The sequence below is a fragment of the Burkholderia torrens genome, assembly GCF_984668525.1.
Map to the genome: position 1 here is coordinate 1,311,131 of NZ_OZ480212.1, position 24,634 is coordinate 1,335,764.

General features: G+C 67.6%; 17 protein-coding genes. 12 read left to right on the forward strand and 5 right to left on the reverse strand.

From position 1 onward, the window contains the following. The first annotated feature begins 390 nt into the window (after positions 1 to 390). The 3 genes from AC5LXX_RS22160 to AC5LXX_RS22170 all read left to right on the forward strand — a co-directional run bounded on the left by AC5LXX_RS22160 (position 391) and on the right by AC5LXX_RS22170 (position 3,373). Positions 391 to 1,287: a glutamate/aspartate ABC transporter substrate-binding protein gene (locus tag AC5LXX_RS22160; RefSeq protein WP_493413169.1), complete on the forward strand. Its 897-nt coding sequence runs from the start codon at positions 391 to 393 to the stop codon at positions 1,285 to 1,287. A 299-nt stretch (positions 1,288 to 1,586) separates the two neighbouring features. Then, a complete protein-coding gene (locus tag AC5LXX_RS22165) occupies positions 1,587 to 2,834 on the forward strand; it encodes a multidrug effflux MFS transporter (protein ID WP_493413170.1) in 1,248 nt (415 codons plus the stop codon). Positions 2,835 to 2,851: 17 nt separating this feature from the next. Continuing rightward, the gene (locus AC5LXX_RS22170) at positions 2,852 to 3,373 is read left to right on the forward strand and encodes a GNAT family N-acetyltransferase (RefSeq protein ID WP_493413171.1); all 522 of its coding nucleotides are present in this window, start codon (positions 2,852 to 2,854) and stop codon (positions 3,371 to 3,373) included. A gap of 27 nt (positions 3,374 to 3,400) precedes the next feature. Here AC5LXX_RS22170 and AC5LXX_RS22175 read toward each other — a convergent pair whose 3' ends face one another. Continuing rightward, the gene (locus AC5LXX_RS22175; RefSeq protein WP_322083484.1) at positions 3,401 to 4,090 is read right to left on the reverse strand and encodes a hypothetical protein; all 690 of its coding nucleotides are present in this window, start codon (positions 4,088 to 4,090) and stop codon (positions 3,401 to 3,403) included. A 20-nt stretch (positions 4,091 to 4,110) separates the two neighbouring features. Between AC5LXX_RS22175 and AC5LXX_RS22180 the strand changes: the two genes are divergently transcribed. Both AC5LXX_RS22180 and AC5LXX_RS22185 read left to right on the forward strand, forming a co-directional pair. Continuing rightward, positions 4,111 to 5,838 (forward strand): TPM domain-containing protein, encoded by a 1,728-nt coding sequence (locus AC5LXX_RS22180; RefSeq protein ID WP_493413172.1) that lies wholly within the window; start codon positions 4,111 to 4,113, stop codon positions 5,836 to 5,838. Positions 5,839 to 5,902: 64 nt separating this feature from the next. Beyond that, the gene (locus AC5LXX_RS22185; RefSeq protein WP_493413173.1) at positions 5,903 to 6,523 is read left to right on the forward strand and encodes a LemA family protein; all 621 of its coding nucleotides are present in this window, start codon (positions 5,903 to 5,905) and stop codon (positions 6,521 to 6,523) included. Positions 6,524 to 6,540: 17 nt separating this feature from the next. Here AC5LXX_RS22185 and pbpC read toward each other — a convergent pair whose 3' ends face one another. Both pbpC and AC5LXX_RS22195 read right to left on the reverse strand, forming a co-directional pair. Further along, complete coding sequence (gene pbpC / locus AC5LXX_RS22190) at positions 6,541 to 8,790, reverse strand: penicillin-binding protein 1C (RefSeq protein ID WP_493413174.1); 2,250 nt, start codon at positions 8,788 to 8,790, stop codon at positions 6,541 to 6,543. A gap of 10 nt (positions 8,791 to 8,800) precedes the next feature. Further along, on the reverse strand, positions 8,801 to 14,854 hold the full coding sequence (locus tag AC5LXX_RS22195; RefSeq protein ID WP_493413175.1) for an alpha-2-macroglobulin family protein: 6,054 nt from the start codon (positions 14,852 to 14,854) through the stop codon (positions 8,801 to 8,803). Between the two features lie 304 nt (positions 14,855 to 15,158). On the opposite strand from AC5LXX_RS22195, the gene AC5LXX_RS22200 reads away from it, so the two are divergent. From AC5LXX_RS22200 to AC5LXX_RS22220, 5 genes are all read left to right on the forward strand, one after another. Next, positions 15,159 to 15,665 (forward strand): sugar dehydrogenase complex small subunit, encoded by a 507-nt coding sequence (locus AC5LXX_RS22200; RefSeq protein ID WP_124446990.1) that lies wholly within the window; start codon positions 15,159 to 15,161, stop codon positions 15,663 to 15,665. Then, positions 15,665 to 17,284, forward strand: a complete 1,620-nt coding sequence (locus AC5LXX_RS22205) for a GMC family oxidoreductase (protein WP_124446992.1) — start codon at positions 15,665 to 15,667, stop codon at positions 17,282 to 17,284. The genes AC5LXX_RS22200 and AC5LXX_RS22205 overlap by 1 nt, the downstream gene beginning before the upstream one ends. A gap of 2 nt (positions 17,285 to 17,286) precedes the next feature. Further along, on the forward strand, positions 17,287 to 18,564 hold the full coding sequence (locus AC5LXX_RS22210; protein ID WP_493413176.1) for a c-type cytochrome: 1,278 nt from the start codon (positions 17,287 to 17,289) through the stop codon (positions 18,562 to 18,564). A gap of 172 nt (positions 18,565 to 18,736) precedes the next feature. Then, a complete protein-coding gene (locus AC5LXX_RS22215) occupies positions 18,737 to 19,156 on the forward strand; it encodes a DoxX family protein (protein ID WP_493413177.1) in 420 nt (139 codons plus the stop codon). Positions 19,157 to 19,219: 63 nt separating this feature from the next. Next, positions 19,220 to 20,323 (forward strand): porin, encoded by a 1,104-nt coding sequence (locus tag AC5LXX_RS22220; RefSeq protein ID WP_493413178.1) that lies wholly within the window; start codon positions 19,220 to 19,222, stop codon positions 20,321 to 20,323. A gap of 96 nt (positions 20,324 to 20,419) precedes the next feature. Here AC5LXX_RS22220 and AC5LXX_RS22225 read toward each other — a convergent pair whose 3' ends face one another. Beyond that, positions 20,420 to 21,739 (reverse strand): MFS transporter, encoded by a 1,320-nt coding sequence (locus AC5LXX_RS22225; protein ID WP_493413179.1) that lies wholly within the window; start codon positions 21,737 to 21,739, stop codon positions 20,420 to 20,422. A gap of 43 nt (positions 21,740 to 21,782) precedes the next feature. After that, on the reverse strand, positions 21,783 to 22,967 hold the full coding sequence (locus AC5LXX_RS22230; protein WP_493413180.1) for a M20 aminoacylase family protein: 1,185 nt from the start codon (positions 22,965 to 22,967) through the stop codon (positions 21,783 to 21,785). Between the two features lie 182 nt (positions 22,968 to 23,149). Between AC5LXX_RS22230 and AC5LXX_RS22235 the strand changes: the two genes are divergently transcribed. Further along, positions 23,150 to 24,052, forward strand: a complete 903-nt coding sequence (locus AC5LXX_RS22235; RefSeq protein WP_124447004.1) for a LysR substrate-binding domain-containing protein — start codon at positions 23,150 to 23,152, stop codon at positions 24,050 to 24,052. 175 nt (positions 24,053 to 24,227) lie between these two features. After that, positions 24,228 to 24,548: a pyrimidine/purine nucleoside phosphorylase gene (gene ppnP, locus AC5LXX_RS22240; RefSeq protein ID WP_493413181.1), complete on the forward strand. Its 321-nt coding sequence runs from the start codon at positions 24,228 to 24,230 to the stop codon at positions 24,546 to 24,548. Positions 24,549 to 24,634: the final 86 nt, after the last annotated feature.

Consider the following 24,634-nt stretch of genomic DNA (forward strand, 5'->3'; position numbering starts at 1 on the left):
GCCGGCGGTGGCGCTGGTCCGGCTGACCCGGACCTAGTCTTTTTTGTCTGACGGTTGCAGCCAGGTTGCTGCGACGCGCCATGCTCTGGGTAACGGCTTGCACGGCGGCTTCTTGAGTGCGTTTCACGAGAAAAACAGGGGTGGCCGCAAACGATTACGTTGGTGCGTCGCGGCATGAACGCGCGTTTGGAACGCGTGGCACAGAGGATGGCGGCGAGTCCGCGCGCGGCCGGTCGGGCCGAACGCACCGCTTCGACGTGATTGGCGCGGCACGGAAAACATCTTTCATGGCCCGCGGTTGCGGAAGGCCGCTTACGCTTTCCCTGATGCGACGCGAATTTTGTCGGGCGTAGGATCGCGATTCGATCAACGTTTCGTCAGGAGAAAAGCATGGATCGCCGCTTCCGTTGGCTGGCTGTCGCGCTGTCCTGTGCACTGGCGGGTGCCGCGCACGCGCAGGCCCTCACCGGTACGCTGAAGAAGATCAAGGACACGGGCATCGTGTCGCTCGGCATTCGCGAATCGTCGGTGCCGTTCTCGTATTCGGACAACCAGCAGAAGAACATCGGCTACTCGCGGGACATCGCGTCGCGCATCATCGACCAACTGAAGACGGAACTGAACGTGCCGAACCTCACGGTCAAGGAAATTCCGATCACGTCGCAGAACCGGATTCCGCTGTTGCAGAACGGGACGATCGATTTCGAATGCGGATCGACGACCAACACGCTCGAGCGGCAGAAGCAGGCCGCGTTCTCGAACAGCATCTTTCTCTACGGCATTCGCTTCAGCACGCGCAAGGATTCGGGCGTGAAGGACTTCACGGACCTGGCCGGCAAGACGGTCGCGACCACGGCCGGCACGTCGGACGAGCGTCTGCTGCGCAAGCTCAACGAAGAGAAGGCGATGAACATGACGATCATCAGCGCGAAGGATCACGCCGAAGCGTTCATGAACGTCACGACCGGGCGGGCGGTGGCGTTCGTGATGGACGAGCCGCTGCTGTACGGCGAGATCGCGAAGGATCGCAATCCCGGCGCGTATACGGTGACGGGCACGCCGCTCGTCCACGAGAACTACGCGTGCATGATGCGCAAGGACGATCCGGCGTTCAAGCATGTCGTCGACGGTGTGATCGCGAAAATGCAGACGTCGGGCGCGGCCGAGAAGCTCTACAACCAGTGGTTCACGCAACCGATTCCGCCGAAGGGCGTGAGTCTCGACTATCCGCTGTCGGCGGAGATGAAGCAGCTGTTCAAGAATCCGACGGACCAGGCGCAGTATTGATCCGGTCGTCGCGATGAAACGCCGCCGGCGCGTGCCGGCGGTTCGGGAGCGGGGCGAGTCGCGCCAGGTGTCGAGTTGACGACCGGCTCGCGCAGGGCGGGCCGTCGCGATGACGGGTTCATCCCGGCCAGCGCCTTTCAGGATGTGCCGCAATCGGCATTCAACCTCGCGCGCGCCATGGGAATCCGGTCGCCCGATGCAACAACGGGCACAATACGGGATTCGTCGCGACCGCACGCATGTTCGCAATTCGAACATTGTCGGCACGTCACTGCTGCCCGAGATCCTCCCCAGTCGTCATGAACGCCACGCTCACCCCGGCGCGCGAGTCGAATTCGCCGCGCTTCCTGCTGTTCCTGATCTGCCTGTTTGCGTCCGCCGGTCAACTCGCCATCGACATCTACGTGCCCGCGCTGCCCGATATGGCGCGTTCGTTTGCGACCACGCCGCAGGCGATCCAGTCGAGCGTGTCCGGCTACATGGCGGCCTACGCGCTGGGCCAGCTGATCTTCGGGCCGATCGCCGACGCGTACGGCCGCAAGCGCGTGCTCGCGTTCGGGCTCGTGATCTACACGATCGGCTGCCTGCTGTCGCTCGGCGCGCCGAACCTCGAGACGTTCGTGCTGGCGCGCTGCCTGCAGGGCTTCGGGATCGCGACTACCAACTTGCTGGCGAAGGCGATCATCACCGATTCGTTCTCGGGCCAGGCGCTGATGCACGCGTTCACGTACATGTCGATCGCGTGGGGGCTGGCGCCGATCATCGCGCCGGTGATAGGGGCGCACCTGCAGGAATGGTTCGGCTGGCGCGCGTGCCTGGTGTTCCTGCTGGTCTACTCGCTGGCGATGTGGGCGCTGCTGTGGCGTTACCGCGAAACCCTGCCGAAGCCGGTGCATCTCGAGCCGCGCACGCTGATGACGAACGCGGGCAAGGTGCTGGCGAGCCCGGTGTTCCAGAGTTGCTTCCTCGCACAGGGGCTGTGCTACAGCATCCTGCTCGTGTTCAACATCGTCGGGCCGTTCATGGTGCAGACAACGTTGCACAAGCCGCCGACCTTCTTCGGCTATCTCGCGCTCGGGATCGGGCTGATGTATTTCCTCGGCGGCTTGTCGAACCGGATTCACGGCCGCGGGCTGCCGAGCGCCGAGCAACGGCTGCGCATCGGCGCGCGCGTGATGGCCGGCGCATCGGTCGCGATGCTGGTGCTCGCGCTGACCGTCGGCCTGCGCGTGTGGACGCTCGCGACGCCGGTGCTCGTGATGGGCTTCTGCGCGGGCGCGATGTATCCGACGCTGATGGCCAAGGGCAATTCGCTGTTTCCGCATATCGCCGGGCTGACGAGCGCGATCCTCGGCTGCGCGCTGCTGCTCGTGTCGTCCGCGATGATGGGCCTCGCCGGTTTCGTGTCGATCCACGTGCTGACGCCGCTTGCGGTGTTCTTCGTCGCGCTGTCGTTCATCGTCGTGTGGATGGTGACGAAGCTGCTGCGCTACCTGTCGCAGCAGCAGGCCGCGCCGGTCGCGTGCCGGAGCGGGGAGGCCGCGTAAGCGCCGCCGGCCGACCGATGAATCGAATCCTGCTGAACCGCGTCGCCCGATCCGACGCCGCCGACCTGATCGCCGCCAACCGAGCGAGCCGGAGTCATCATCTGCCGTGGGTCGACTCGTTCGTCGACCAGGCGGGATTCGACCAATGGTTCAACCGCTGCCTGACGGGGCCGAACGTCGGCCTCGTCGCGCGCGATCGGGCTTCCGGTGCGGTGGCCGGTGTCGTGAACCTCAACGAGATCGTCGGCGGCGTGTTTCAGAGTGCGTATCTCGGGTACTACGGGATGGCGGATTTCAGCCGCAAGGGGCTGATGACGGATGCGCTGCGCGCGGCGATCGTCGTCGCATTCGGCGAGCTGGGGCTGCATCGGCTCGAAGCGAACATCCAGCCCGGCAACCACGCGTCGATCGCGCTGGTGCGGCGGCTCGGCTTTATGAAAGAAGGCTTTTCGCCGCGCTACCTGCGTATCGGCGGCGAATGGCGCGACCACGAACGGTGGGCGCTGCTGGCCGACAACGAGAGCGCTGTGGACGCGTGACGCCCGATGCCGCGCCCGCGTCAGGGCTTACAGCGGATGTGCGGCGCCGGCCTGTGTCAGTAGCGATACGGCGGCCGGATCCGGCTGCCCGTTCGAATCGATCGCGCCGGCCTTCGCCAGCGCGACGAGGTCGCTGTCGACGCCCGGTTGCCCGACCACGAACGACGTGGTCAGGAACGCCGGCGCCGCGAGCGTGACCGCATAGCGCTGCTGCAGGTTCGACACCACGGCCGATTGCGCGGCCTGGACCGCGTTCGGATCGTTCATCACCTGCTGATCGTGCAGGCTACCCTGGAAATTGCCGATCAGCCCGGCCGTGTTCGTGCCGAGCTGCGCCGCGAGATAGACCAGCATCAGCTCGGTCTCGGGCGTCGTGTTGAAGGTGCCGCCCGCATAGGCAAGCGAATGCAGGCTCGTGCCGCCCGACGCCACGGTGATGACGCACGGCAGCGTCGCGTTGACCGTCACGCGGTAGTTGCCGCCGCCGTCCGTCAGCGTTGTCGCCGAGCCGGCCGCGCAACTGACCGTCACCTGCGCGCTCGCGAGCGCGCCGCCCGTCGCGGCCGTACCCGACAGCGCGACGGTCTGCGTGTTGTTGTTGAAGCAGGCATCGACGCCGAAGCAGGCGTCGCCGTTGCACGCCTGGAGGGCTGCGAGCGTTGCAACGCACAAGGCGCCAAGTGCGGGGCGGGTGAAGCGTTCGTGGCGAATGTTCATGGTCGCGGGCAGTCGGGAGAATGGGGCAACCGGCGAGCGTCGGGAATACGGCGCTGTTCTCATTCTATGTCCCGAATCGGCGTGCTGCTGGCCTGTTCGACTTGGCGTCGACGGCTCAGGCACGCTTCCGCTGGGCGGCTGCGTCACTTGCGCGAAGGACGGTCCGGCGGCGACGGCGCGACGCGTGTCCGACGACGGGAGGCGCGTGTGATCGACCTCTGCACGCGTTCGGTCGGAAACCTTTCAGTTCCCTTCGCAATTCGTTATGCTGCGGGACGACTAAAAACGATGAGAGAACGCGCCGTTCCCGAGAGGGCCGGCGTGCCGTTTCCGACATGAACTTCAAACGACTAACGGGCCGGCCGTGCCCGGCGGGTTGCGACGGCAATCCGGCATCGCGGGCCCACACGGCCCGCCACGACGTTCAGCACATACACATGCGCGGCGCGGCAGTGCGGTCCGGCGCACGGAAGGCCGCAGCCACCCTGGCGGGCGCGGCCCTGCTGTTCGGCAGTGCCGTGTTTGCCGCGCCGGCGGGCGCCGACAGCGCCGCGATCGCGGCATCGTCAGCCGGCTCGCTGGCAGCGCCGGCTGAGTCGGCCTGCACACACGAGGCCGTCGCCGCGGTCTATCCCGTCGCCGGCAAACCCGAAGCCGCTCCGCCGCTGAAAGGCCGCGTGACCGACATGACGGGCGTGCTGAGTGCCGCCTGCGCATCCGAACTGACCGACCGCCTCGCCGCGCTCGAACAACGACACGGCGTGCAGATTGCGATTCTGCTGGTCGGCTCGACCGGGCAGTCGACGATCGAACAGTTCGCAACCACCGTGTTCGATCGCTGGAAGCTCGGCCGAAGCGGAGTCGACAATGGCGTGCTGCTCGTCGCCGCGCTCAACGACCGTACCGTGCGGATCGAAGTCGGCTACGGGCTCGAAGGCACGATTCCGGACATCGTCGCGGGCCGGATCATCCGTGAGCGGGTCGTGCCGGCGTTTCGCGAGAGCCGCATCGAAGCTGGCATCAGCGATGCGGTCGACGCGCTGATGCGCGAAGTGGCACCTGCGGACATGGCGACACCGGAGCAGGCCGCCCCGGAGACGGCGATGCGCGGGCGCGACGACACGGACGCGACGGATACCACGCACTCATCGCCCCGCGCCACACGACCCGACGGCGAAACGTACCAGTCGAACGGCTTGCCCGTGCGCAAATCCCCGAAGACCGGCGGCGTACGGTTCTGGTTCCTGCTCGGGCTTGCCTGCGTCGTGCTGGGCGTGGTCGCCGAGTGGCGCAGGCTGCGCCTGCGGATCACGCTCCCGGCGGCCTGGCTCGTGGCGGCCGTCGTGCCGGTCGTGATGCTGCCGGTCGGCGCGATCTTCAACGGCAATCTCGTGGAGATCCTCTGCGCAGCGCTGTTCGTCCCGGCGGCGGCGGGCGTCGTGCCGTGCCTGCTCGGCATCAACCTGTTCCGATCGGCGCGCGTGCGCAAATACACGGCGATCATCGGCGGCACGCTGTTCATGATCATCGCGATCGGGCGCGAGATGGACTATTCGATCGAGGAGGTGCTGTCCGGCATCTTCGGCGTGCTGTGCGTGCTCGCCGTGATCTGGGCGAAGTTGATGGGCATCGACTCGTCTTCGTCGTCCGGTTCGCAGTCGGGTTCGTCGCGCTCGAGTTCGCGTTCCGATTCGTTCCGCGGGAGCGGCGGGTCGAGCGGCGGCGGCGGTGCGTCGGGCCGTTGGTAGCCGCCGCGCGCATTTCCTTTTACCTACCGCTCCGCCCGGAGCGTTCAACCGGAAGTCACCCACGATGAAATGGTTTCGAATCCTGATCGCATGCTGCGTGCTGGCTCCGCTCGCGGGGTGCGGCTATAACGCGATTCAATCGTCCGACGAGGACATCAATGCCGCGTGGTCCGAAGTGCTGAACCAGTACCAGCGCCGCGCGGATCTCGTGCCGAACCTCGCCGCGTCGGTGAAGGGTTATGCGTCGCACGAGGAGCGCGTGCTGACCGAAGTGGCGTCGGCCCGCGCACGCGTGGGCAGCGTGCAGATGACGCCGGAGATGGCGAAGGATCCGGCCGCGCTCGCGGCATTCGACCAGCGGCAGGGCGAGCTGTCGGGCGCGCTGAGCCGCCTGATGGTGGTATCCGAGCGCTATCCGGAACTGAAGGCGAACGAAGCGTTCCGCGACCTGCAGACGCAACTCGAAGGCACGGAGAACCGCATCGCGGTCGCGCGCGGCCGTTACATCAAGACGGTGCAGCACTACAACGTGCAGATCCGCCAGTTCCCGGGCGTCGTGATCGCGAAGATTTTCGGCTACCAGCCGCGCCCGAACTTCAGCGTCGCGAACGAAGCGGCGATCTCGACGGCGCCGGCACTCGACTTCTCCGCCCAGCCGCCGAAGGCGAGTACGGCCGGCCAGTAAGCGGCCGGCTTATCCGCTCACGGCTTGCGCGCGGCCGCTTTCGCGAACGCGCCGCGCACCTCGAAGCTGATCGTATCCGCGACGTTGCCGCGCGCATCGACGAGTTCGAGCCGGTGCCGGCCCGGCCACGGCAGCCACGCGATACGGTCGGCATGCCCGATCACCTTGTCGTCGAGCCGCCACGCGAACTTCGTCGCGTGCCCGGCCGAACGCTCGAACCAGACCCGCTGATTCTTCGGCGGAATGTCGGGGTCGATCGCGAAGATCGTGCCGTCGGTCGGCGCGCCGATCGTCAACGGCGCACGCGCACCGTCCTTGCCCGGCGTGACGGGTGCCGCGAGCCGGATCGTGTCGACCGCCGTCCCGGCGAGGAACCACTCGTTGCGTGCCGGCTCGATGTCGCGCTCGAACGCGATGCGGCGCGTCTCGACGCCGGCCGGCGCGCGCGGTGCGCGGCTCGGCAGGTCGCGGTGCAGGTAGCCGACGACAGCCGACCACACGGGCGACGCGCCCGTGACGCCCGACACGTCCCACATCGGCGAGCCGTCCGCATTGCCGACCCACACGCCGACCGTGTAGCGCGACGTGTAGCCGATCGTCCAGTTGTCGCGCATGTCCTTGCTCGTGCCGGTCTTGACCGCCGAGAAGAAGCGCGTTGCGAGCGGGTTGTCGAAGCCGAACGTGCGGACGCGCGCGTTGTTGTCCGACAGGATATCGGTGACGACGAAGCTGGCCGCCTCGCTGAACACGCGCGTGCCGCTGTCCACCCGTACGGGGGCCGATGCGCCGGACGCCGGTGCCGGTGAGGGCAGGTCGACCACCTGGCGCGCGACGCCGCCGTTCGCAAGCGCGCGATACGCATTGGTCAGGGACAGCAGCGTGACGTCCGCACTGCCGAGCGCGAGGCTGAAGCCGTAGTAGTCGCCTTCCTGCGCGAGCGGCAGGCCGAGCGCGGTCAGCGTGCGCGCGAAGCGGTGCGGCGTGACGAGCACGAGTGTGCGCACGGCCGGCACGTTCAGCGAGCCGCCGAGCGCGCTGCGCACGCTCACCCAGCCCTTGAAATCCTTGTCGTAGTTCTGCGGAATGTACAGGCCGCCGCCGGCGGCGAGGTTGATCGGCGCGTCGTCGAGCAGCGACGCGGCCGTCAGCCGCTTTTCGTCGAGCGCCTGCGCGTAGAGGAACGGCTTGAGCGTCGAGCCGGCCTGGCGCGGCGCGAGCACGGCATCGACGTCGCGCGCGCTCGACAGCGCACCCGACGACCCGACCCATGCGCGAATCTCGCCGGTCGCGTTGTCGATCACGACCACCGCGCCGTCCTGCACGTTGCGCCGGTGCGCGGGCGCGTTGAGCTCGGTCAGCGCGCGCACCAGCGTGTCGCGCGCGAAGCGCTGCAGCGGCGCATCGAGCGTCGTGCGCACCTGCGCGCCGGCCGCCGGCTTGACTTCGGCCGCGATGCGCCGCGCGAAGTGCGGGGCGAGGGCGGCGCCGTCCGCCGTGACGTCGTTACGCACCGCGTTGGCCGGGCGCGCGACGACGAGCTGCACGTAGCCGTCGAGCGATGCGCACGCCTGCTCGGCATGCATGTCGCGCAGGATCCGGCACGCACGCTCGGCGATCTTCGCGGGCGCCGCGTTGGGCGCGCGCACGAGCGCGGCCGCGATCGCGGCTTCGCGCGCGTCGAGGCCCGACGGCGCCTTGCCGAACAGCACCTGCGACAGCGCACCGAGCCCCACGGTCTCGCCGCGGAACGGCACCAGGTTCAGGTACGCCTCGAGGATCCGGTCCTTGCGCCAGCCGCGTTCGAGCAGCAGCGCGTTCATCGCCTGCGTGGCCTTCTGCGGCAGCGAGCGCTGGCCCGAGCGGCGCGGCGAATCGCTGAGCAGGCCGGCGAGCTGCATCGTGACGGTCGACGCGCCGCGCGTGCGCTCGTTCCACAGGTTGCCCCACGCGGCGCCGGCGATCCCGCGCCAGTCGACGCCGCTGTGTTCGTAGAAGCGCTTGTCCTCGGACACGACGATCGCCTCGCGAAACGCGGGCGAGACATCCGCGAGCGACACCCAGTCGCCGCGCCGTTCGGTGAGGTCGACGCGCGTGCGTTGCAGCGGCGTGCCGTCGCGCGCGAGCAGCACCCAGTCGGAACTGCGCCAGTTGCGGCGCACGTCGTCGTAGCCGGGCAGTGCATGCGCGACCAGCGGCGCCGCCAGCACGACGGCGACGAATACGCGGCCGGCGAAACGCGCCGGCCGCGGCCATGCCAGATCGATCATCACGTTCTCGTTACTTGCCCGCGTCGGCCGCCTTCACGGTCATCGGCGGGTTCGGCCACAGGCCGTACACGGACGGTGCGTACAGCGCCTCGACGCGCGTCGGCGGCAGCCCGAACGTGCCGACGTTGTTCAGCCGTACCGTGTACTCGACCGAGAATTTGCCCTTCGGCAGATAGTCGTAGTACGCACGGTAGCCGTCGAAATCGCGCTCGATGAATGCCGGCCACGCGCCGTCCGGCGTTTTCTCGCCCTGCGTCGCTGCTTCCGAATCGCGGCCGAGCCCCGAGCCGAGGATCGTCGCGCCGGCCGGGATCGGATCGTTGACGGCAACCCACGTCATGTCGCTCTGTGCATCGATATCGAGATGCACGCGTACGACGTCGCCGCGCGTCAGCACACCCTTGACGGCCGGCGACACGGGCGTGACGGTCTTCGTGATCCGGTAGCCGGCTGCGAACGGCGAGCGCAGCGGCACGGCCGCGAGGCTCTCGACCGTCGCCCACGGGCGCCCCGTGCCGTCCTGCGTGACGGACAGCGTGGCCGGCCCCTGCGACGCGCGCGGCCACGGCAGCATCACGCTGCGCGCGGCGGCGGCGCGGGTCGCGGGCGTCGCCGACGCGGACGCGGACGTATCGGCGGGTGCGGCGGGTGCCGCTTGCGACCACGAGATCGAGCGCTCGTCGCCGCCCAGCGCGACCTTCGTCGCGCCGGCGACCGGCGTGCTCTCGTAGGTACGCGAGAAGCGCTCGACCGCGAGCAGCCCGAGCGCATTCGACGTCGTCGTCTGCCATGCGCCCTGGCGCTGCAGCGCGAGCAGGCCGGCCGTGACGCGCGGCATCTCGTCCTTCCACGCCGGGTCGCCCGCGAATTCCAGCGCGAGACGGGCAGCATTGGTCTCGTTGCTGGTCATCAGCCACCACAGCTCGTCGTCGCGCGCGGTCGAGAACACGAGCTGCGTGCCCTGGTACGTGAGGCGCGCACGCAGGATCTGCTCGACCTGCGCGCGTTTCTCGTCGCGTTGCGGGATGTCCTTCACGCGCGTCAGGATCGCGTGATAGTCGATCACGGCCGACGTCGGCCACTGATTCGGTGCGATCTCGATCGAGCCGAGCATGCGGCCTTGCGCGGCACCGTAGCGCGACAGCGCCTCGATCGCGGCGAGCTTGCGCAGGTCGCGATCCTGGCGCGGCGCCCACGCGTTGCGCTCGATGCGGCCGTCGACGAAGCGCGCGAGCCCGGCCTCGAGCTGCGTGCGCACATCCTCCGGCAGCGCGAAGCGCGGGTCGAGGCGGCTGGCTTCGTCGGACACCACGAGCAGGTACGACGACAGCGTCGGGCTGCCGTGGTGCGAATCGTCGGACGACGGCGGGAAGTAGCTCGCGAGCCCGTCACCGTCGAGGTAGACGGGCATGCGGGCGACCAGCGCCTGCCATTGCGCCGGGTCGCGCAGGCCGATCGCGCGCGACGTCTGCTGCTCGAGGCAGCGGTAAGGATAGCGTTCGAACCAGCGCCGCACGCCGGGCAGGCCGTCGGCGAGCTTCGACTGCAGCGACACGGCGATGCCGCCGCGCGGTGAACCTTGCGCGTTGTTCACGGCGCCGGCCGGGGCCGATACGGGCACCGTCAGCGTGCCGTCGACCTGCGCGAGCGTCGCCTGCTGCACCGTTACGGGCAGCGCGGGCACGACCTTCTGCGCGACCGCCAGCGCGTCGGACGCGCGCTTGCCGCCTTGCTCGGCCGCCTCGATGCGCCAGTTCAGCGCACCGGCCGCGTCGAGCGCCTGCTCGGGCACGGTGATCGTCCACGCGACCTCGGTCGCCGTATTGGCGGCGAGCGAAACGGTCTGCGGTGCGACCTCCAGGCCCGTCACGCGCGGCGTCACGACGACCTGCATCGTACGATCGGTCGTGTTGCGCAGCGTGACCTGCGCGCGGAACGCGTCGCCTTCGCGCACGAGCGGCGGCAGGCCGGAGATCAGCTGCAGATCCTGCGTGCTGCGGATCGACGTGCTGCCCGTGCCGAAGCGGTCGGGGCCGACCGCCGCGATCGCGACGATCCGGAAGCGCGTGAGCGCGTCGTTCAGCGGGACTTCGACCGTCGCGCTGCCGTTCGCGTCGAGCGTCACGCGCGGGTTCCACAGCAGCAGCGTGTCGAACAGCTCGCGCGTCGGCGCGCTGCCGCCCCCGCCGCCGGCCGGCACGGCCTTGCGGCCGAAGTGGCGGCGGCCGACGATCTCCATCTGCGCGGTGGCCGTCTCGACGCCGTACGCGCGCCGGCGCAGCATCGCGTCGAGCAGGTCCCAGCTGTTGTTCGGCATCAGTTCGAGCAGCGCCTCGTCGACGGCCGCGACCGCGATCTGCGTGCCGGCCGGCGCGGGCTGGCCGTTCGGCAGCGTGACCTTCACGTGCGCCTGCGCCTTGCTGCGCACCGTGTAGCGCGTCGCGTCGGTCGTCACGGTCACGCCGAGACGGTGGACGCCCGTGCCGACCTTGATTTCGCCGAGGCCATAGCGGAACGCGGGCTTCGACAGGTCGACGAACGCGGTCGGCGCTTCATAGTGACGGCCTTCCCGCCAGAACGCCCGCGCCCATTCGACCGGCGCCTTCCAGCCCCACGTGAAGAACGAGTACCACGGCACCTCGCGAATCCGGCCGCGCAGCGCGAGCACCGACACGTAGACGTTCGGCCCCCACGATTCGCCGACCTTCAGGTCGACGGTCGGGTTCTTGCCGTTCAGCTCGACGATGTGCGTTTCCATCACGCCGCCGCGTTCGACCGCGACGAGCGCCGTTGCATAGCGGAACGGCATCCGCACCTGGAAGCGGGCCGTTTCGCCCGGTTCATACGACGTTTTCTCTGGGATCACGTCGATCCGGTCGGTGTTGTCGCCGCCGAACCAGAGCTCGTCCTCGCGCGTGACCCACACCGACGTCGATGCATTCGACGTGCGGCCGTCGCCGTCCTTCGCGACCGCGATCAGCTGCACGTTGCCGGCCTGCTCGAGCGTCGCGTCGCAGGCCATGCGGCCCTTGTCGTCGGTCTTGCCCGAGCACAGCACGCCGAGGTCGCGCGTGTCGCTCTTGTTGTCGTACGCATAGAAGCCGCCGACCATCCGCTTGCGCGACGTCGTCGTGATGTGCGCGACGCCCTTGATCTCGATCGGCACCGATGCGCGCGGCTTGCCTTGCAAATCGACCGCCAGCGCCTGCACCGGCACGCGCTGGCCGACCGACACCCAGCGGCCGGCCTTGATGCCGGCGACCACCGCGGCCGGCCACAGGATCGTGTCGCCGCGGATCGTCTGCACTTCGCCGTTCGGGTCCGCGAACGTCGCTTCGAGCGCGATGCGCTTCGGCGCATCGACGTCCGGCAGGCCCTTGAGCGTGACCGAGCCCGCGCCGTTGCGATCGAGCGTCAGCGGCAGCTTGTCGGCGATCAGCTTCGTCGCATCGGGGTCGTGGTTCGAAGACGACGACGCGTTGTCGCCGTCCTGCGAATCGTCGTCGGCGTTGCCGTCGCTCGCGTCGGGACGATACGGCGTGAAGCTGAAGTCCTCGAAGCGATCGGCGAAGGGCGGCGATGCCCACTTCATCAGCGCCGACACCTGCACGGGCAGGTTCGATGCGCCGCCGCCCGACACGTAGTCGATCTGCACCGCGAGCGGCGCCTCCTTCACGGCGACGAGCGGGCTCTTCTGCGCGTCGCGCGCGCCGATCGAGCCTTTCAGCACCGGCAGGCGGAACGCCTCGACGCGGAAGCTGCCGCTGTAGTAGGTGGCGGTCGGTGCATCTTCCGGGCCGCCTTCGAGCTCGACGCTGTATTCGCCGAGCTTCGCGGCGGCCGGCAGCGTGAACTGCGTGTCCGCGCTATGGTCGGCCGCCCACGTGAGCGGCAGCTTGTAGGTCTGGCCCGTGCCGAGATGGCGGATCGTCACGCGCGTCGGGTATTGCGACGGGAACGCGAGGCTCTGCAGCGTTTCGGCGCGGATGAAATGCTTCATCGACACGGTTTCGCCGGCGCGCAGCAGCGTGCGGTCGAACACCGTATGCGCACGCACGGTCGGCGCGCTGTCGGTATCGGTCGGCACGTTGAAGCGCCACGATTCGATCCCGCGGTTCCAGCCCGAGCTGACGAACGCCATGTCGGGGCCCGTCTTCGGGTCGTCGACGCGGGCCGACACGAAGTAGTCGTCGAAGCGCTGCTCCGACGAACTGCATGCGCGCTTCGGCTCGAACGGCCCGTCGATCTTCAGCAGGCCCTGCGCGTCGGTCTTGCCCGCCGCGATTTCGTCGCCGTTGCAGTCCGACACGCGGATCTGCGCGTTCGGCACCGGCTTGCCCTTGTCGAGCGTCGTGACCCACACGAGATTGTTCTCGCGGCCCTGTTTCAGGTGCACGCCGAGGTTCGTGACGAGCACGGTGGTGCGCACGTACATGCTCGACGGCTTCGCAAGCAGCGAGCGGCCGAGCGCGGGCGACGCGAGTTCGAGCACGTAGAAGCCGGGTTTGTCGATCGGCACGCCGACCACCTCGAACGGGCGCAGCGTCTTCGGGTCGGCCGGCGGCAGCGTCATCGTCTGCACGCCGGACTCGCCCTTGAGCAGCGACAGCGAGCGTACGTCGATGCGGCGGTTCTTCGGCGCGGGCTGCTTTTCGCCGGCCTCGAGCGGCACGTAGACGGGGTGCTGGCCCTTGCGGTCGAGCAGGCCGGGAATCTGGCTGTCGATCGAGCCGGCCGTCATCGACCAGTTGTCGAAGCGGTCGACGGTGCGCATCCACTGGCGGATCGCCGTGTCGTTCTCGACCTTCAGGTTCGCGAATTGCGCGCCGCCCGCGTTGAGGCCCGCGATATGCAGGTCGGCTTCGACGTTGCGCAGCGTGACGGGCACGAGCGCGGGCGTATCGGGTTCGGCGAAGCGCTCGACGATCCCGAAGGTGCCCGACGAGAACTTCGCGAGCGGCGGCATCGGCGCGGTACGCGTGGCCAGCGGGAACAGGTCGGCATTGGACAGCGACCGGTCGGTGATGTCGCGCAGGCCCGACGGCAGTTCGATCGTCAGGCCGGCCTGCGCGGGCAGCGGCGGGTTGAACGCGACGGTCGTCACTTCCTCGCTGTGGTCGTCGGCCGCGAAGGTCGGGTTCAACGTGCCGTCGGGGCCGCGCAGCTTGATCGCTTCGGCGTTCTTGCGCGAGATCGGCGCGTTGAACGACAGCGTGAGCGGGCGCAGCGGCGTGCAGGGCGCCTTCGCGTTCTCGCGTTCGCACGAGAAGCTCGCGGCGAACGGCGCGCGCACGGTGAAATCGAAGCGGCGTTCGGTCTCGTTCGCGATGCCGCTCGGGCTTGCGACACCCTTGCCGTACACGAGCTGCATCTTCGCGCTCGCCGGCAGCGCCTGCGAGCATGACAGCGTCAGCACGCGTGCGGCGTCCTGCTTCAGCCCGAAATGATCGAGCAGTGCGTTGCGCGCATCGTCGTCGGCCGCCGTGACGGGAATGCGGTTGCCGATGCCGGCCGCTTCGCACCAGATGTTCGCGAGTGCCGAACGCGGCTCGGCCGGGCCGTTCAACTTCATGACGAAGACCTGGCGTTCCTCGATCTCGCGCGAGCCGGGACGCACCGACACCGGGAACGGGCCGCCCGTCTGGAACGTGAAGCGACGCGGGCCGCTCGCCGCATTGCCGGCGACCGAGCGCAGCGAGTCGTTGAGCGCAACCGAACAGCGCACGCCGGGCGGCAGGTCGTTTTCGAAATCGTAAACCCAGGTCTTGGCGTCGAGCCAGTGGCCCTGGCCGCGCGCGGCCGTCGAGTCGTTGCAGGTCACGCGTGCGGGATTCGGCGCGGAGGCCGAGCCGAACGCGACCATCGGTTCGTCGAACTTGACGACGCTCTGCCGGACTTCGGTGACGGTGCCTTGCGGCGACACGCTCACCGTGCGCGCCGCGCCCGCATGCAGCGACAGCGCCGCGGCGGCGCCGAGCACCGTGACGGCGCCGATGCGCCAGAGCAGCCGGGTGGTGTGGTTGGTTTGCTTCGTTTCTTTGTTGTGTTTGTCGTGCTGCTTCATCGCTCGATTGCCCTCGGAGGGAAGCTTTCTGTTTGATTGCACGCGATTCTAACCGACCGTCAGGCACGCGCATCGCGGTGCGCAGAGTGTCGCCCGCACGCGACACGGGTGCCGGTGCCGCAGATTTGTCGCGCCGACGACACAAAAATGCAGCGAAATGTCGATTGTCTCGGATTGCGGAACATTAAATGGACTATAAAAAGATTGTTCGATCCGATTTGTGCGCGTACATTTCAGGTCCGCGCCAATGTTTGAGAAATATCAAGCGTGGTTTTCCCGAATCCGGTGTTCGAGAGAAGGAAACATGCACAACGACAACACTCCCCACTCGCGTCGCGAAAGCGACGCAACCACAAGCGGTATCACGCGGCGTCAATGGCTGCAGGGCGCACTGGCGCTGACGGCGGCGGGCCTCACGGGCTCGCTGGCGTTGCGGGCCCTGGCCGACGACCCCGGCACTGCGCCGCTCGATACGTTCATGACGCTCTCCGAAGCAGTGACCGGCAAGAAGGGGCTGAGCCGCGTGCTCGGCGAACGCTTCCTGCAGGCCTTGCAGAAGGGCTCGTTCAAGACGGCCGACAGCCTGCCGCAACTCGCCGGCGCACTCGCGTCCGGTTCGCTGAATCCCGATCAGGAAGCGCTCGCGCTGAAGATTCTTGAAGCGTGGTATCTCGGCATCGTCGACAACGTCGTGATTACCTACGAAGAAGCATTAATGTTCAGCGTCGTGTCCGATACGCTCGTGATTCCCTCGTATTGCCCCAACAAACCCGGCTTCTGGGCCGAAAAACCGATCGAGAGGCAAGCCTGATGGCCGATACCGATACGCAAAAAGCCGACATCGTCGTCGTCGGATCGGGTGTCGCAGGCGCGATCGTCGCCCACCAGCTCGCGATGGCGGGCAAGTCCGTGATCCTGCTGGAAGCCGGCCCGCGCATGCCGCGCGGGGAAATCGTCGAGCGCTTTCGCAATCAGGTCGACAAAACCGATTTCATGGCGCCGTACCCGTCGAGCGCATGGGCGCCGCATCCGGAATACGGCCCGCCGAACGACTACCTGATCCTGAAGGGCGAGCACAAGTTCAACTCGCAGTACATCCGCGCGGTGGGCGGCACGACGTGGCACTGGGCCGCGTCGGCGTGGCGTTTCATCCCGAACGACTTCAAGATGAAGACGGTGTACGGCGTCGGCCGCGACTGGCCGATCCAGTACGACGACCTCGAGCATTACTACCAGCGCGCCGAGGAAGAACTCGGCGTGTGGGGCCCGGGCCCCGAGGAAGACCTGTACTCGCCGCGCAAACAGGCGTATCCGATGCCGCCGCTGCCGCTGTCGTTCAACGAGCAGACCATCAAGAGCGCGCTCAACGGCTACGATCCGAAGTTCCACGTGGTGACCGAACCCGTCGCGCGCAACAGCCGCCCGTACGACGGCCGGCCGACCTGTTGCGGGAACAACAATTGCATGCCGATCTGCCCGATCGGCGCGATGTACAACGGCATCGTCCACGTCGAGAAGGCCGAGCAGGCCGGCGCGAAGCTGATCGACAGCGCGGTCGTCTACAAGCTCGAGACCGGGCCGGACAAGCGCATCGTCGCCGCGATCTACAAGGACAAGACCGGCGCGGACCATCGCGTCGAGGGCAAGTACTTCGTGATCGCCGCGAACGGTATCGAGACGCCGAAGATCCTGCTGATGTCCGCGAACCGCGATTTCCCGAACGGCGTCGCGAACAGTTCCGACATGGTCGGCCGCAACCTGATGGACCATCCGGGCACCGGCGTGTCGTTCTACGCGAACGAGAAGCTGTGGCCGGGCCGCGGCCCGCAGGAGATGACGTCGCTGATCGGCTTCCGCGACGGCCCGTTCCGTGCGACCGAAGCCGCGAAGAAGATCCACCTGTCGAACATGTCGCGCATCAACCAGGAGACGCAGAAGATCTTCAAGGCCGGCAAGCTGATGAAGCCCGCGGAGCTCGACGCGCAGATCCGCGACCGTTCCGCGCGCTACGTGCAGTTCGACTGCTTCCACGAAATCCTGCCGCAGCCCGAGAACCGCATCGTGCCGAGCAAGACGGCCACCGACGCGGTCGGCATCCCGCGCCCCGAGATCACGTATGCGATCGACGATTACGTGAAGCGCGGCGCCGTGCATACACGCGAGGTCTACGCGACGGCCGCGAAGGTGCTCGGCGGCACCGAAGTCGTCTTCAATGACGAATTCGCGCCGAACAACCACATCACGGGCGCGACGATCATGGGCGCGGATGCACGCGACTCGGTCGTCGACAAGGACTGCCGCACGTTCGACCATCCGAACCTGTTCATCTCGAGCAGCTCGACGATGCCGACCGTCGGTACGGTGAACGTGACGCTGACGATCGCGGCGCTGGCGCTGCGGATGTCGGACACGCTGAAGAAGGAAGTCTGACCGTGCGGAAATCTACTCTCACCTTCCTCCTCGCCGGCTGCCTCGCGCTGCCGGGGCTCGTCCGTGCGGCTGATTCGGCCGATCCGGCGCAGGTCAAGCGCGGCGAATACCTCGCGGTGGCCGGCGACTGCATGGCCTGCCACACCGCGAAGGGCGGCAAGCCGTTCGCGGGCGGCCTCGGGATGCCGGTGCCGATGCTCGGCAAGATCTATACGAGCAACATCACGCCCGACCCGGACACCGGCATCGGCAACTGGACGTTCGACGACTTCGAGCGCGCGGTGCGTCACGGCGTCTCGAAGAACGGCGACAACCTGTACCCGGCGATGCCGTACGTGTCGTACGCGAAGATCAACGACGACGACGTGCAGGCGCTGTACGCGTACTTCATGCATGGCGTCGAACCGGTCAAGCAAGCGCCGCCGAAGAACGAGATCCCCGCGCTGCTGAGCATGCGCTGGCCGCTGAAGATCTGGAACTGGCTGTTCCTGAAGGACGGCGTGTACCAGCCGAAGCCCGAGCAGAGCGCCGAGTGGAACCGTGGTGCGTATCTGGTGCAGGGCCTCGCGCACTGCAGCACGTGCCATACGCCGCGCGGCATTGCAATGCAGGAGAAGTCGCTCGATGAAACCGGCGGCAGCTTCCTGTCGGGTTCGGTGCTCGCGGGCTGGGACGGCTACAACATCACGTCCGACCCGAACGCGGGGATCGGCGGCTGGACGCAGCAGCAGCTCGTCCAGTACCTGCGCACCGGCAGCGTGCCGGGCCTCGCGCAGGCGGCCGGCCCGATGGCCGAGGCGGTCGAGCACAGCTTCTCGAAGATGACCGAAGCCGACATCGGCGCGATCTCGACGTATATCCGTACGGTGCCGGCGGTGGCCAGCGGCGACGCGAAGCAGTCGCGTTCGTCGTGGGGCAAGCCGGCCGAGGACGGCCTGAAGCTTCGTGGTGTCGCGCTCGCGTCGTCGGGTATCGATCCGGCGCGGCTGTACCTCGGCAACTGCGCAACGTGTCACCAGATGCAGGGCAAGGGCACGCCGGACGGCTATTACCCGCCGCTGTTCCACAACTCGACGGTCGGCGCACCGAATCCGACCAACCTCGTGCAGGTGATCCTGAACGGCGTGCAGCGCAAGGCCGGCAGCGAGGACGTCGGGATGCCGGCATTCCGCCACGAGCTGTCGGATGCGCAGATCGCCGCGCTGACGAACTACCTGACCGGGCAGTTCGGCAATCCGGCCGCGAAGGTGACCGAGCAGGACGTCGCGAAGCTGCGCTGACGCGGCGCGCGACGCAGCAGAGCGACGACAGAGAAGAGGAGGCGCACAGCACATCGGGCGGGCCCGATGCCGGTTGTTGCAGAGCGGGGCGGGCGGCGCAGGCGGCCGCCCGTCCTGGTTCGTTGGCAATCCGGTGCGCGCAGGCCGCGCATCGCTTTCGTTGATCGAGACCATGACACCGAATCAACCGTTTCTCGCGTCCCAGCGCGATGTGCTGCTGCTGCTGTCCCGGATCCTGCTCGTGATCCTGTTCGTGATGTTCGGCTGGAAGAAGATTGTCGACTTCTCCGGTACGATCGCGTTCATGGGCTCTGAGGGCGCGCCCGCGCCGATCATCTCGGCGGCGATCTCCGTCGTGATGGAGCTCGTCGTCGGCATCGCGATCCTCGTCGGCTTCCAGACGCGCCCGCTCGCGCTGCTGCTTGCGCTGTATACGATCGGCACCGGCATCATCGGCCACCACTACTGGACGATGACGGGCGGCGAGCAGATCAACAACATGATTCATTTCTACAAGAACATCGCGATCGCGGGCGGCCTGCTTGCACTGTGCGCAGCGGGCCCCGGTCGATATTCGATCGATCGCGGATAAGCAGACCCTGGGCGCGCGCATGGGGCGCGCGCGGGAAGGTCGAGACTCCGAGGGGGCATCATTTTGCGACTTAAACATTTCGCATGGCTGATTGCGGCTGCCACACCGGCGGCCGCCTTTTCACAGACGAGCGTGACGCTGTACGGCCGGATCGACGGCGGCATCGAATACCTGAACCACATCGCGACGCCGAACGGCAGCAAGTCGCGCTGGAGCGCGGAAGGCGGCGACTGGGGCACCAGCATGTTCGGCCTGAAGGGCTTCGAGGATCTCGGCGGCGGGCTGTCGACGGTCTTCAACCTGGAAACCGCATTTCAGGTGATGAACGGCACGACGGGCGGCGGGCGCATGTGGTCGCGGCGCGCGTACGTCGGGCTGAAGAGCAACACATGGGGCCAGCTGCAGGCCGGCCGAAACCTGTTCATCGACAGCGACGGCGTGTGGGAATTCGACCCGTTCGTCCAGCAGGCGTTTTCGTCGGCGTCGCTCGTGCGCGGCCGCAACTGGCAGCAGAGCAGCAACAACATCGAATATCACAGCCCGGTGATCGGCGGCTTCGACGTGCAGGCGCAATATGCGTTCGGCAACCAGTCGCGCGGCTTCAACTACGGCGCGGCCGACGATTTCGGCCGCTCGGACGGGATCATGATCTCGTACCACTCGCCGGTGCTCGACGTGCGCGGCATCTACGACGAGCTGCGCGACAACAACGGCAAGTTCAGCAACATCTTCACGGCGTCGCGCGAGTATTTCGTCGGCGCGAACGTGAAGGTGTCGAAGTTCAAGATCCAGGGCGCGTATACGCACTACCAGGCGCCGGACAGCCCGGCTGGTGTCGCCGATCGTGCGGATCACTACTGGCTTGGTGCGACTTATGCGGCGACGCCGCAGTGGGCCGTGACGGGTGGCGGGTATTACGTGAAGGTGGGTGACGGCGGTGGAGACGCATCGCACGATCCGTCGGGTCACGCGATCATGTATGTGCTCGGCACCACGTACAACCTGTCGAAACGTACGTTCCTGTATGGCACGGTCGCGTATGCGCGCAACGGCGGGAATTCGAACTTCTCGCTGCTCGCGACGCCGCGGGATGCGACGTCGGGGACGAGCCCGCTCGCGGGCGAGTCGCAGACGGGTGCTTATGTGGGGATGATGCATACGTTCTGAGCGCGGGCAGCGCCAGATACGCAAGAGGCACGGGTGATCGGACCCGTGCCTTTTTCATTTGCGGCCTGCGGCAACTTCGGCCGCATCGGCCGCCATTCAATCCAGCGCCTTCCCGGCCTTCTCGTCCATGCAGCGAATCGCGAGCAGCGTGAAGACGCCGCACCCGATCGCATACCAAGCCGGCGCATTCGGATTCCCGGTTGCCGCGATCAGCCACGTGACGAAGAACTGCGCGAAGCCGCCGAAGATCGCGACGCCGACGCTATACACGAGTGCACCCCCGGTCGCCCGCACCGCCCGCGGAAACAACTCGCCGAGCATCGCCCCCGTCGCACCGATATTGATCGCATGCACGATCGACAGCGCGGCGATGATCGACAGCAGCGACGCGGCGCCCGGCCAGCGGTTCAGCGCGATGAACGCCGGGTAGATCGCGGCCATCAGCACGATGCGTGTCCACCAGACGATCCGGTTGCGCCCGTACACGTCGGACAGATAGCCGCCGATCGGCGTCACGAGCATCAGGATCGCGCCGGCGACGCAGCCGGCCGTCATCGACAGCCACGTCGGCAGGTGCAGCACCTGCACGCCGTAGATCGCCATGTAGAACACGATGATGTAGTGGATCGACGTGCCGCCGATCGTCACGCCGAGGCCCGCGAACACGGCCTTGCCGTGATGGCGCAGCACATCGGCGAGCGGCAGCGATGCGACCGGCTCGTCGTGCGCGGCCGCCGGTGCGGCGGCGGGCACTTCCTCGACGGTGCGGCGCAGCCAGTAGCCGAGCGGCACGAACAGCGTGCCGATGATGAACGGCACGCGCCAGCCCCAGCTTTCGAGTTGCGCGGCAGTCAGCGTCGACGTCAGCGCGACGCCGGTCAGCGCGCCCGCGAGCGCGGCAAGCCCCTGGCTCGAGAACTGGAACGACGCGTAGAAGCCGCGACGATGCTGCGGCGCCTGTTCGAGCAGCAGCGTCGTCGATGCGCCGACTTCGCCGCCCGACGCGAACCCCTGCAGCAGGCGCGCGAGCACGAGCAGCACTGGCGCGGCGATGCCGATCTGCGCGAAGGTCGGCGCGACCGCGATCGTCGCGGTGCCGAGCGCCATCAGCAGGAGCGTGAGGATCATCGCCTTCTTGCGGCCGGCACGGTCGGCATACATGCCGATCACGAGCCCGCCGAGCGGGCGCGTGACGAAACCGACACCGAAGCTCGCGACCGCGAGCATCAATTGCCCGAACGACGAATGCACGGGAAAGAACAGCTTGCCGATCAGGATCGCGAAGAAGCTGTAGACCGTGAAGTCGTAGAACTCGAGCGCGTTGCCGACGGCGGCTGCCGCTATCAGCCGGCGTTTCTTCGCGGCGGCGCGGGCATCGACCGGTGTGCCGGCGAACGGAAGGGCGGACGTTTCCATGGGGTTCCCCCGGTTAAGCGCGAAACTGCGTGGTGAAAGGCCGTCAGGCCGCGAGCCAGGCTTCGGCGACGCGAACCCAATAGCTCGCGCCGATCGCGAGAATGTCGTCGTTGAAGTCGTAGCCGGGGTTGTGCACCATGCAGCCGCCCTTGCTGCCGATCCCGTTGCCGATGAACGCGTAGCAGCCGGGACGCGCCTCGAGCATGAACGCGAAATCCTCGCTGCCCATCAGCGGCGCGGCGTCGGTTTCGACGCGCTCGGCGCCGAGCATCTGCTGCGCGATCTCGGCCGCGAACGCGGTCGGTTCCGCGTGATTGACGAGCACCGGGTAGCCGTAGTCGTAGTCGACTTCCGCGGTGATGCCGAAGCTTTCCGCCTGGCCTTTCACGAGGGCTTCGATGCGGCGTGCGAGCAGCGCGCGCACGTCAGCGTTCAGCGCGCGCACCGACAGCTTCATCACGACGGTTTCGGGAATGATGTTGAAGGTCTCGCCGGCCTGCACGCTGCCGACCGTAATCACGGCCGCATGCTGCGCATCGACCTCGCGTGCGACGATCGTCTGCAGCGCGACCATGATGCTGCCTGCGGCCGACATCGGATCACGCGCGAAATGCGGCATCGCGCCGTGGCCGCCGACGCCGCGCAGCGTGATCGTCACGCGGTCGGCCGATGCCATCGCAGCGCCGGTGCGGAATGCCATGTCGCCGGCCGCGCGGCCCGGCATGTTGTGGATCGCGAAGATCGCGTCGCACGGGAAGCGGTCGAACAGGCCGTCGTCCATCATCGCCTTCGCGCCGCCGAAGTTTTCCTCGGCCGGCTGGAAGATCAGGTTCAGCGTGCCGGAGAACTGGCGCGTGGCCGCGAGGTGGCGCGCCGCGCACAGCAACATCGCCGTGTGGCCGTCGTGGCCGCATGCATGCATCTTGTTTGCATGGCGGCTCGCGTACGGCAGGCCCGTGGCTTCCGCGAGCGGCAGCGCGTCCATGTCGGCGCGCAGTCCGACCGTGCGCGTGCTTTGCCCTTCGCGCAGCACGCCGACAACGCCCGTCTTGCCGATGCCGCGATGCACGTCGTAGCCCCAGCCGGTGAGCAGCTCGGCGACGAGATCGCTCGTGAGCGTCTCCTCGAACGCGAGCTCGGGATGAGCGTGAATGCGGCGGCGCACCTCGACCAGCTCGGGGGCGATCGCGGCGATGCCGGGGATGACGGGGTTCACGGCTTGCAGCATGGGGTCTCCTGTGGGGCAGGTGGAGCGTTTGACGTGCATATGACGAGCAAGCATATAAATTTCTTTCGGGTACCAGAAGCTGCTAAATTGCTTTGGTGCACACCGTCGGTTGCCGCTCGGGAATACCCTGAGCCACTGTGCCGCGCGACGCACAGGGTTTCCACGGATCACGCATTGCCGCCATGAAATACCATCAGCTGAAAGCGTTCGTCACCGTTGCCGAAGAAGGCAGCATCCGCGCGGCCGCGCGGCGCCTGAACGTGTCACCGGCGGCGCTGACGAAGGCCGTCAAGGAACTCGAGATCGCACTCGGCGTGTCGCTCGTCGTGCGTACCGCACGCGGCGTGCAGCTCACCGCGTTCGGCCAGCAGCTGCAGGTGCGCGCGCGGCTGATCGTCGCCGAAATGCAGCGTGCCCGCGACGACATCGAGCAGGCGCAGGGCGCGATGACGGGCTCCGTCGCGGCCGCCATCACGCCGGCGGCCGCGGTGACGATCCTGCCCGACGCGTTCCGCGCGTTCCGGCGCCGCTTCCCGGTGGCGCGCGTCAATCTGGTCGAAGGGTTTCCGGGCGTCGCGCTGCCGCGCCTGCACGACGGTTCGCTCGATTTCGCGGTCGCCGTCGTCGTGCCCGAGCTGCTGGCGGCCGAGTTCGATCATGCGGAGCTCTACGCGAGCCGTTCGCTGATCGTCGCGCGCAAGGGGCATCCGCTCGCGTCGGCTACGTCGCTCGCCGATCTCGTCGACGCCGACTGGCTGATGAATCCGTCGCCGGAAAGCTCCACGCAGGTGCTGTTCAATTCGTTCGTCGCGTACGGGCTGCCGGTGCCGGCGCGCGTCGTCGAATGCCCGAGCTTCGGGCTCGCGCACAGCCTGATGACGGGTTGCGACCTGATCGCATCGATGCCCGAGCAATTGCTGCAGGGCGAGTGGGCGCGCGACCAGCTCGCGGTGCTGCCGATCCGCGAGCGCTTGCCGGGCGTCTCGGTGCAGGTCGTCACGCGCCGCGACAGCCCGCTGACGCCGGCCGCGGCGATGCTGCTCGACTGCCTGCGCGATTCCGCGCGGCGCAAGGGACTGCGGTGAAGCGGAACCCGACGATAATCATGTAGTCATCCTGACGATGATCGTGCCGACACGCGGCGAGCGGTACGCCATTCCGGCGCATGCCGCGCGAGCCGGTATGATATCGGCCGGCCCGCCGCTCCGGCCGGCCGCCAACCACTCTCGCCATCCGGCATCCAGCAATCAGAGGCTTCACATGACCAGTGCAACCCAATTCGACAACGTATCGGTCGTCAAGCGCGCGAACGTCTATTTCGACGGCAAGTGCGTGTCGCATACCGTGCTCTTCCCGGACGGCACGCGCAAGACGCTCGGCGTGATCCTGCCGTGCGCGCTCAACTTCGGCACGGACGCGCCCGAATTGATGGAAGTGCAGGCCGGCAAGTGCCGCGTGAAGCTCGACGGCAGCAGCGAATGGCAGACCTATGGCGCCGGCGAATCGTTCTCGGTGCCGGGCAAGAGCCGCTTCGACATCGAAGTGCTCGAGATGCTCGATTACGTCTGCAGCTACCTGTAAGCGCAGGCGGCAGAAAAAGAAAAGCCCCGCCGAAGCGGGGCTTGTCGCAAGCGGATGGCGCAAGGCCATCCGGAGCGCCTGTTCTC

What these genes read in the sequence shown, in the direction of transcription:
- AC5LXX_RS22160 (WP_493413169.1), top strand. Translation starts at nt 391, where the DNA reads ATGGATCGCCGCTTCCGTTGGCTGGCTGTCGCGCTGTCCTGTGCACTG.
- AC5LXX_RS22165 (WP_493413170.1), top strand. Translation starts at nt 1,587, where the DNA reads ATGAACGCCACGCTCACCCCGGCGCGCGAGTCGAATTCGCCGCGCTTC.
- AC5LXX_RS22170 (WP_493413171.1), top strand. Translation starts at nt 2,852, where the DNA reads ATGAATCGAATCCTGCTGAACCGCGTCGCCCGATCCGACGCCGCCGAC.
- AC5LXX_RS22175 (WP_322083484.1), bottom strand. Translation starts at nt 4,090, where the DNA reads ATGAACATTCGCCACGAACGCTTCACCCGCCCCGCACTTGGCGCCTTG.
- AC5LXX_RS22180 (WP_493413172.1), top strand. Translation starts at nt 4,111, where the DNA reads ATGGGGCAACCGGCGAGCGTCGGGAATACGGCGCTGTTCTCATTCTAT.
- AC5LXX_RS22185 (WP_493413173.1), top strand. Translation starts at nt 5,903, where the DNA reads ATGAAATGGTTTCGAATCCTGATCGCATGCTGCGTGCTGGCTCCGCTC.
- pbpC (WP_493413174.1), bottom strand. Translation starts at nt 8,790, where the DNA reads ATGATCGATCTGGCATGGCCGCGGCCGGCGCGTTTCGCCGGCCGCGTA.
- AC5LXX_RS22195 (WP_493413175.1), bottom strand. Translation starts at nt 14,854, where the DNA reads ATGAAGCAGCACGACAAACACAACAAAGAAACGAAGCAAACCAACCAC.
- AC5LXX_RS22200 (WP_124446990.1), top strand. Translation starts at nt 15,159, where the DNA reads ATGCACAACGACAACACTCCCCACTCGCGTCGCGAAAGCGACGCAACC.
- AC5LXX_RS22205 (WP_124446992.1), top strand. Translation starts at nt 15,665, where the DNA reads ATGGCCGATACCGATACGCAAAAAGCCGACATCGTCGTCGTCGGATCG.
- AC5LXX_RS22215 (WP_493413177.1), top strand. Translation starts at nt 18,737, where the DNA reads ATGACACCGAATCAACCGTTTCTCGCGTCCCAGCGCGATGTGCTGCTG.
- AC5LXX_RS22225 (WP_493413179.1), bottom strand. Translation starts at nt 21,739, where the DNA reads ATGGAAACGTCCGCCCTTCCGTTCGCCGGCACACCGGTCGATGCCCGC.
- AC5LXX_RS22230 (WP_493413180.1), bottom strand. Translation starts at nt 22,967, where the DNA reads ATGCTGCAAGCCGTGAACCCCGTCATCCCCGGCATCGCCGCGATCGCC.
- AC5LXX_RS22235 (WP_124447004.1), top strand. Translation starts at nt 23,150, where the DNA reads ATGAAATACCATCAGCTGAAAGCGTTCGTCACCGTTGCCGAAGAAGGC.
- ppnP (WP_493413181.1), top strand. Translation starts at nt 24,228, where the DNA reads ATGACCAGTGCAACCCAATTCGACAACGTATCGGTCGTCAAGCGCGCG.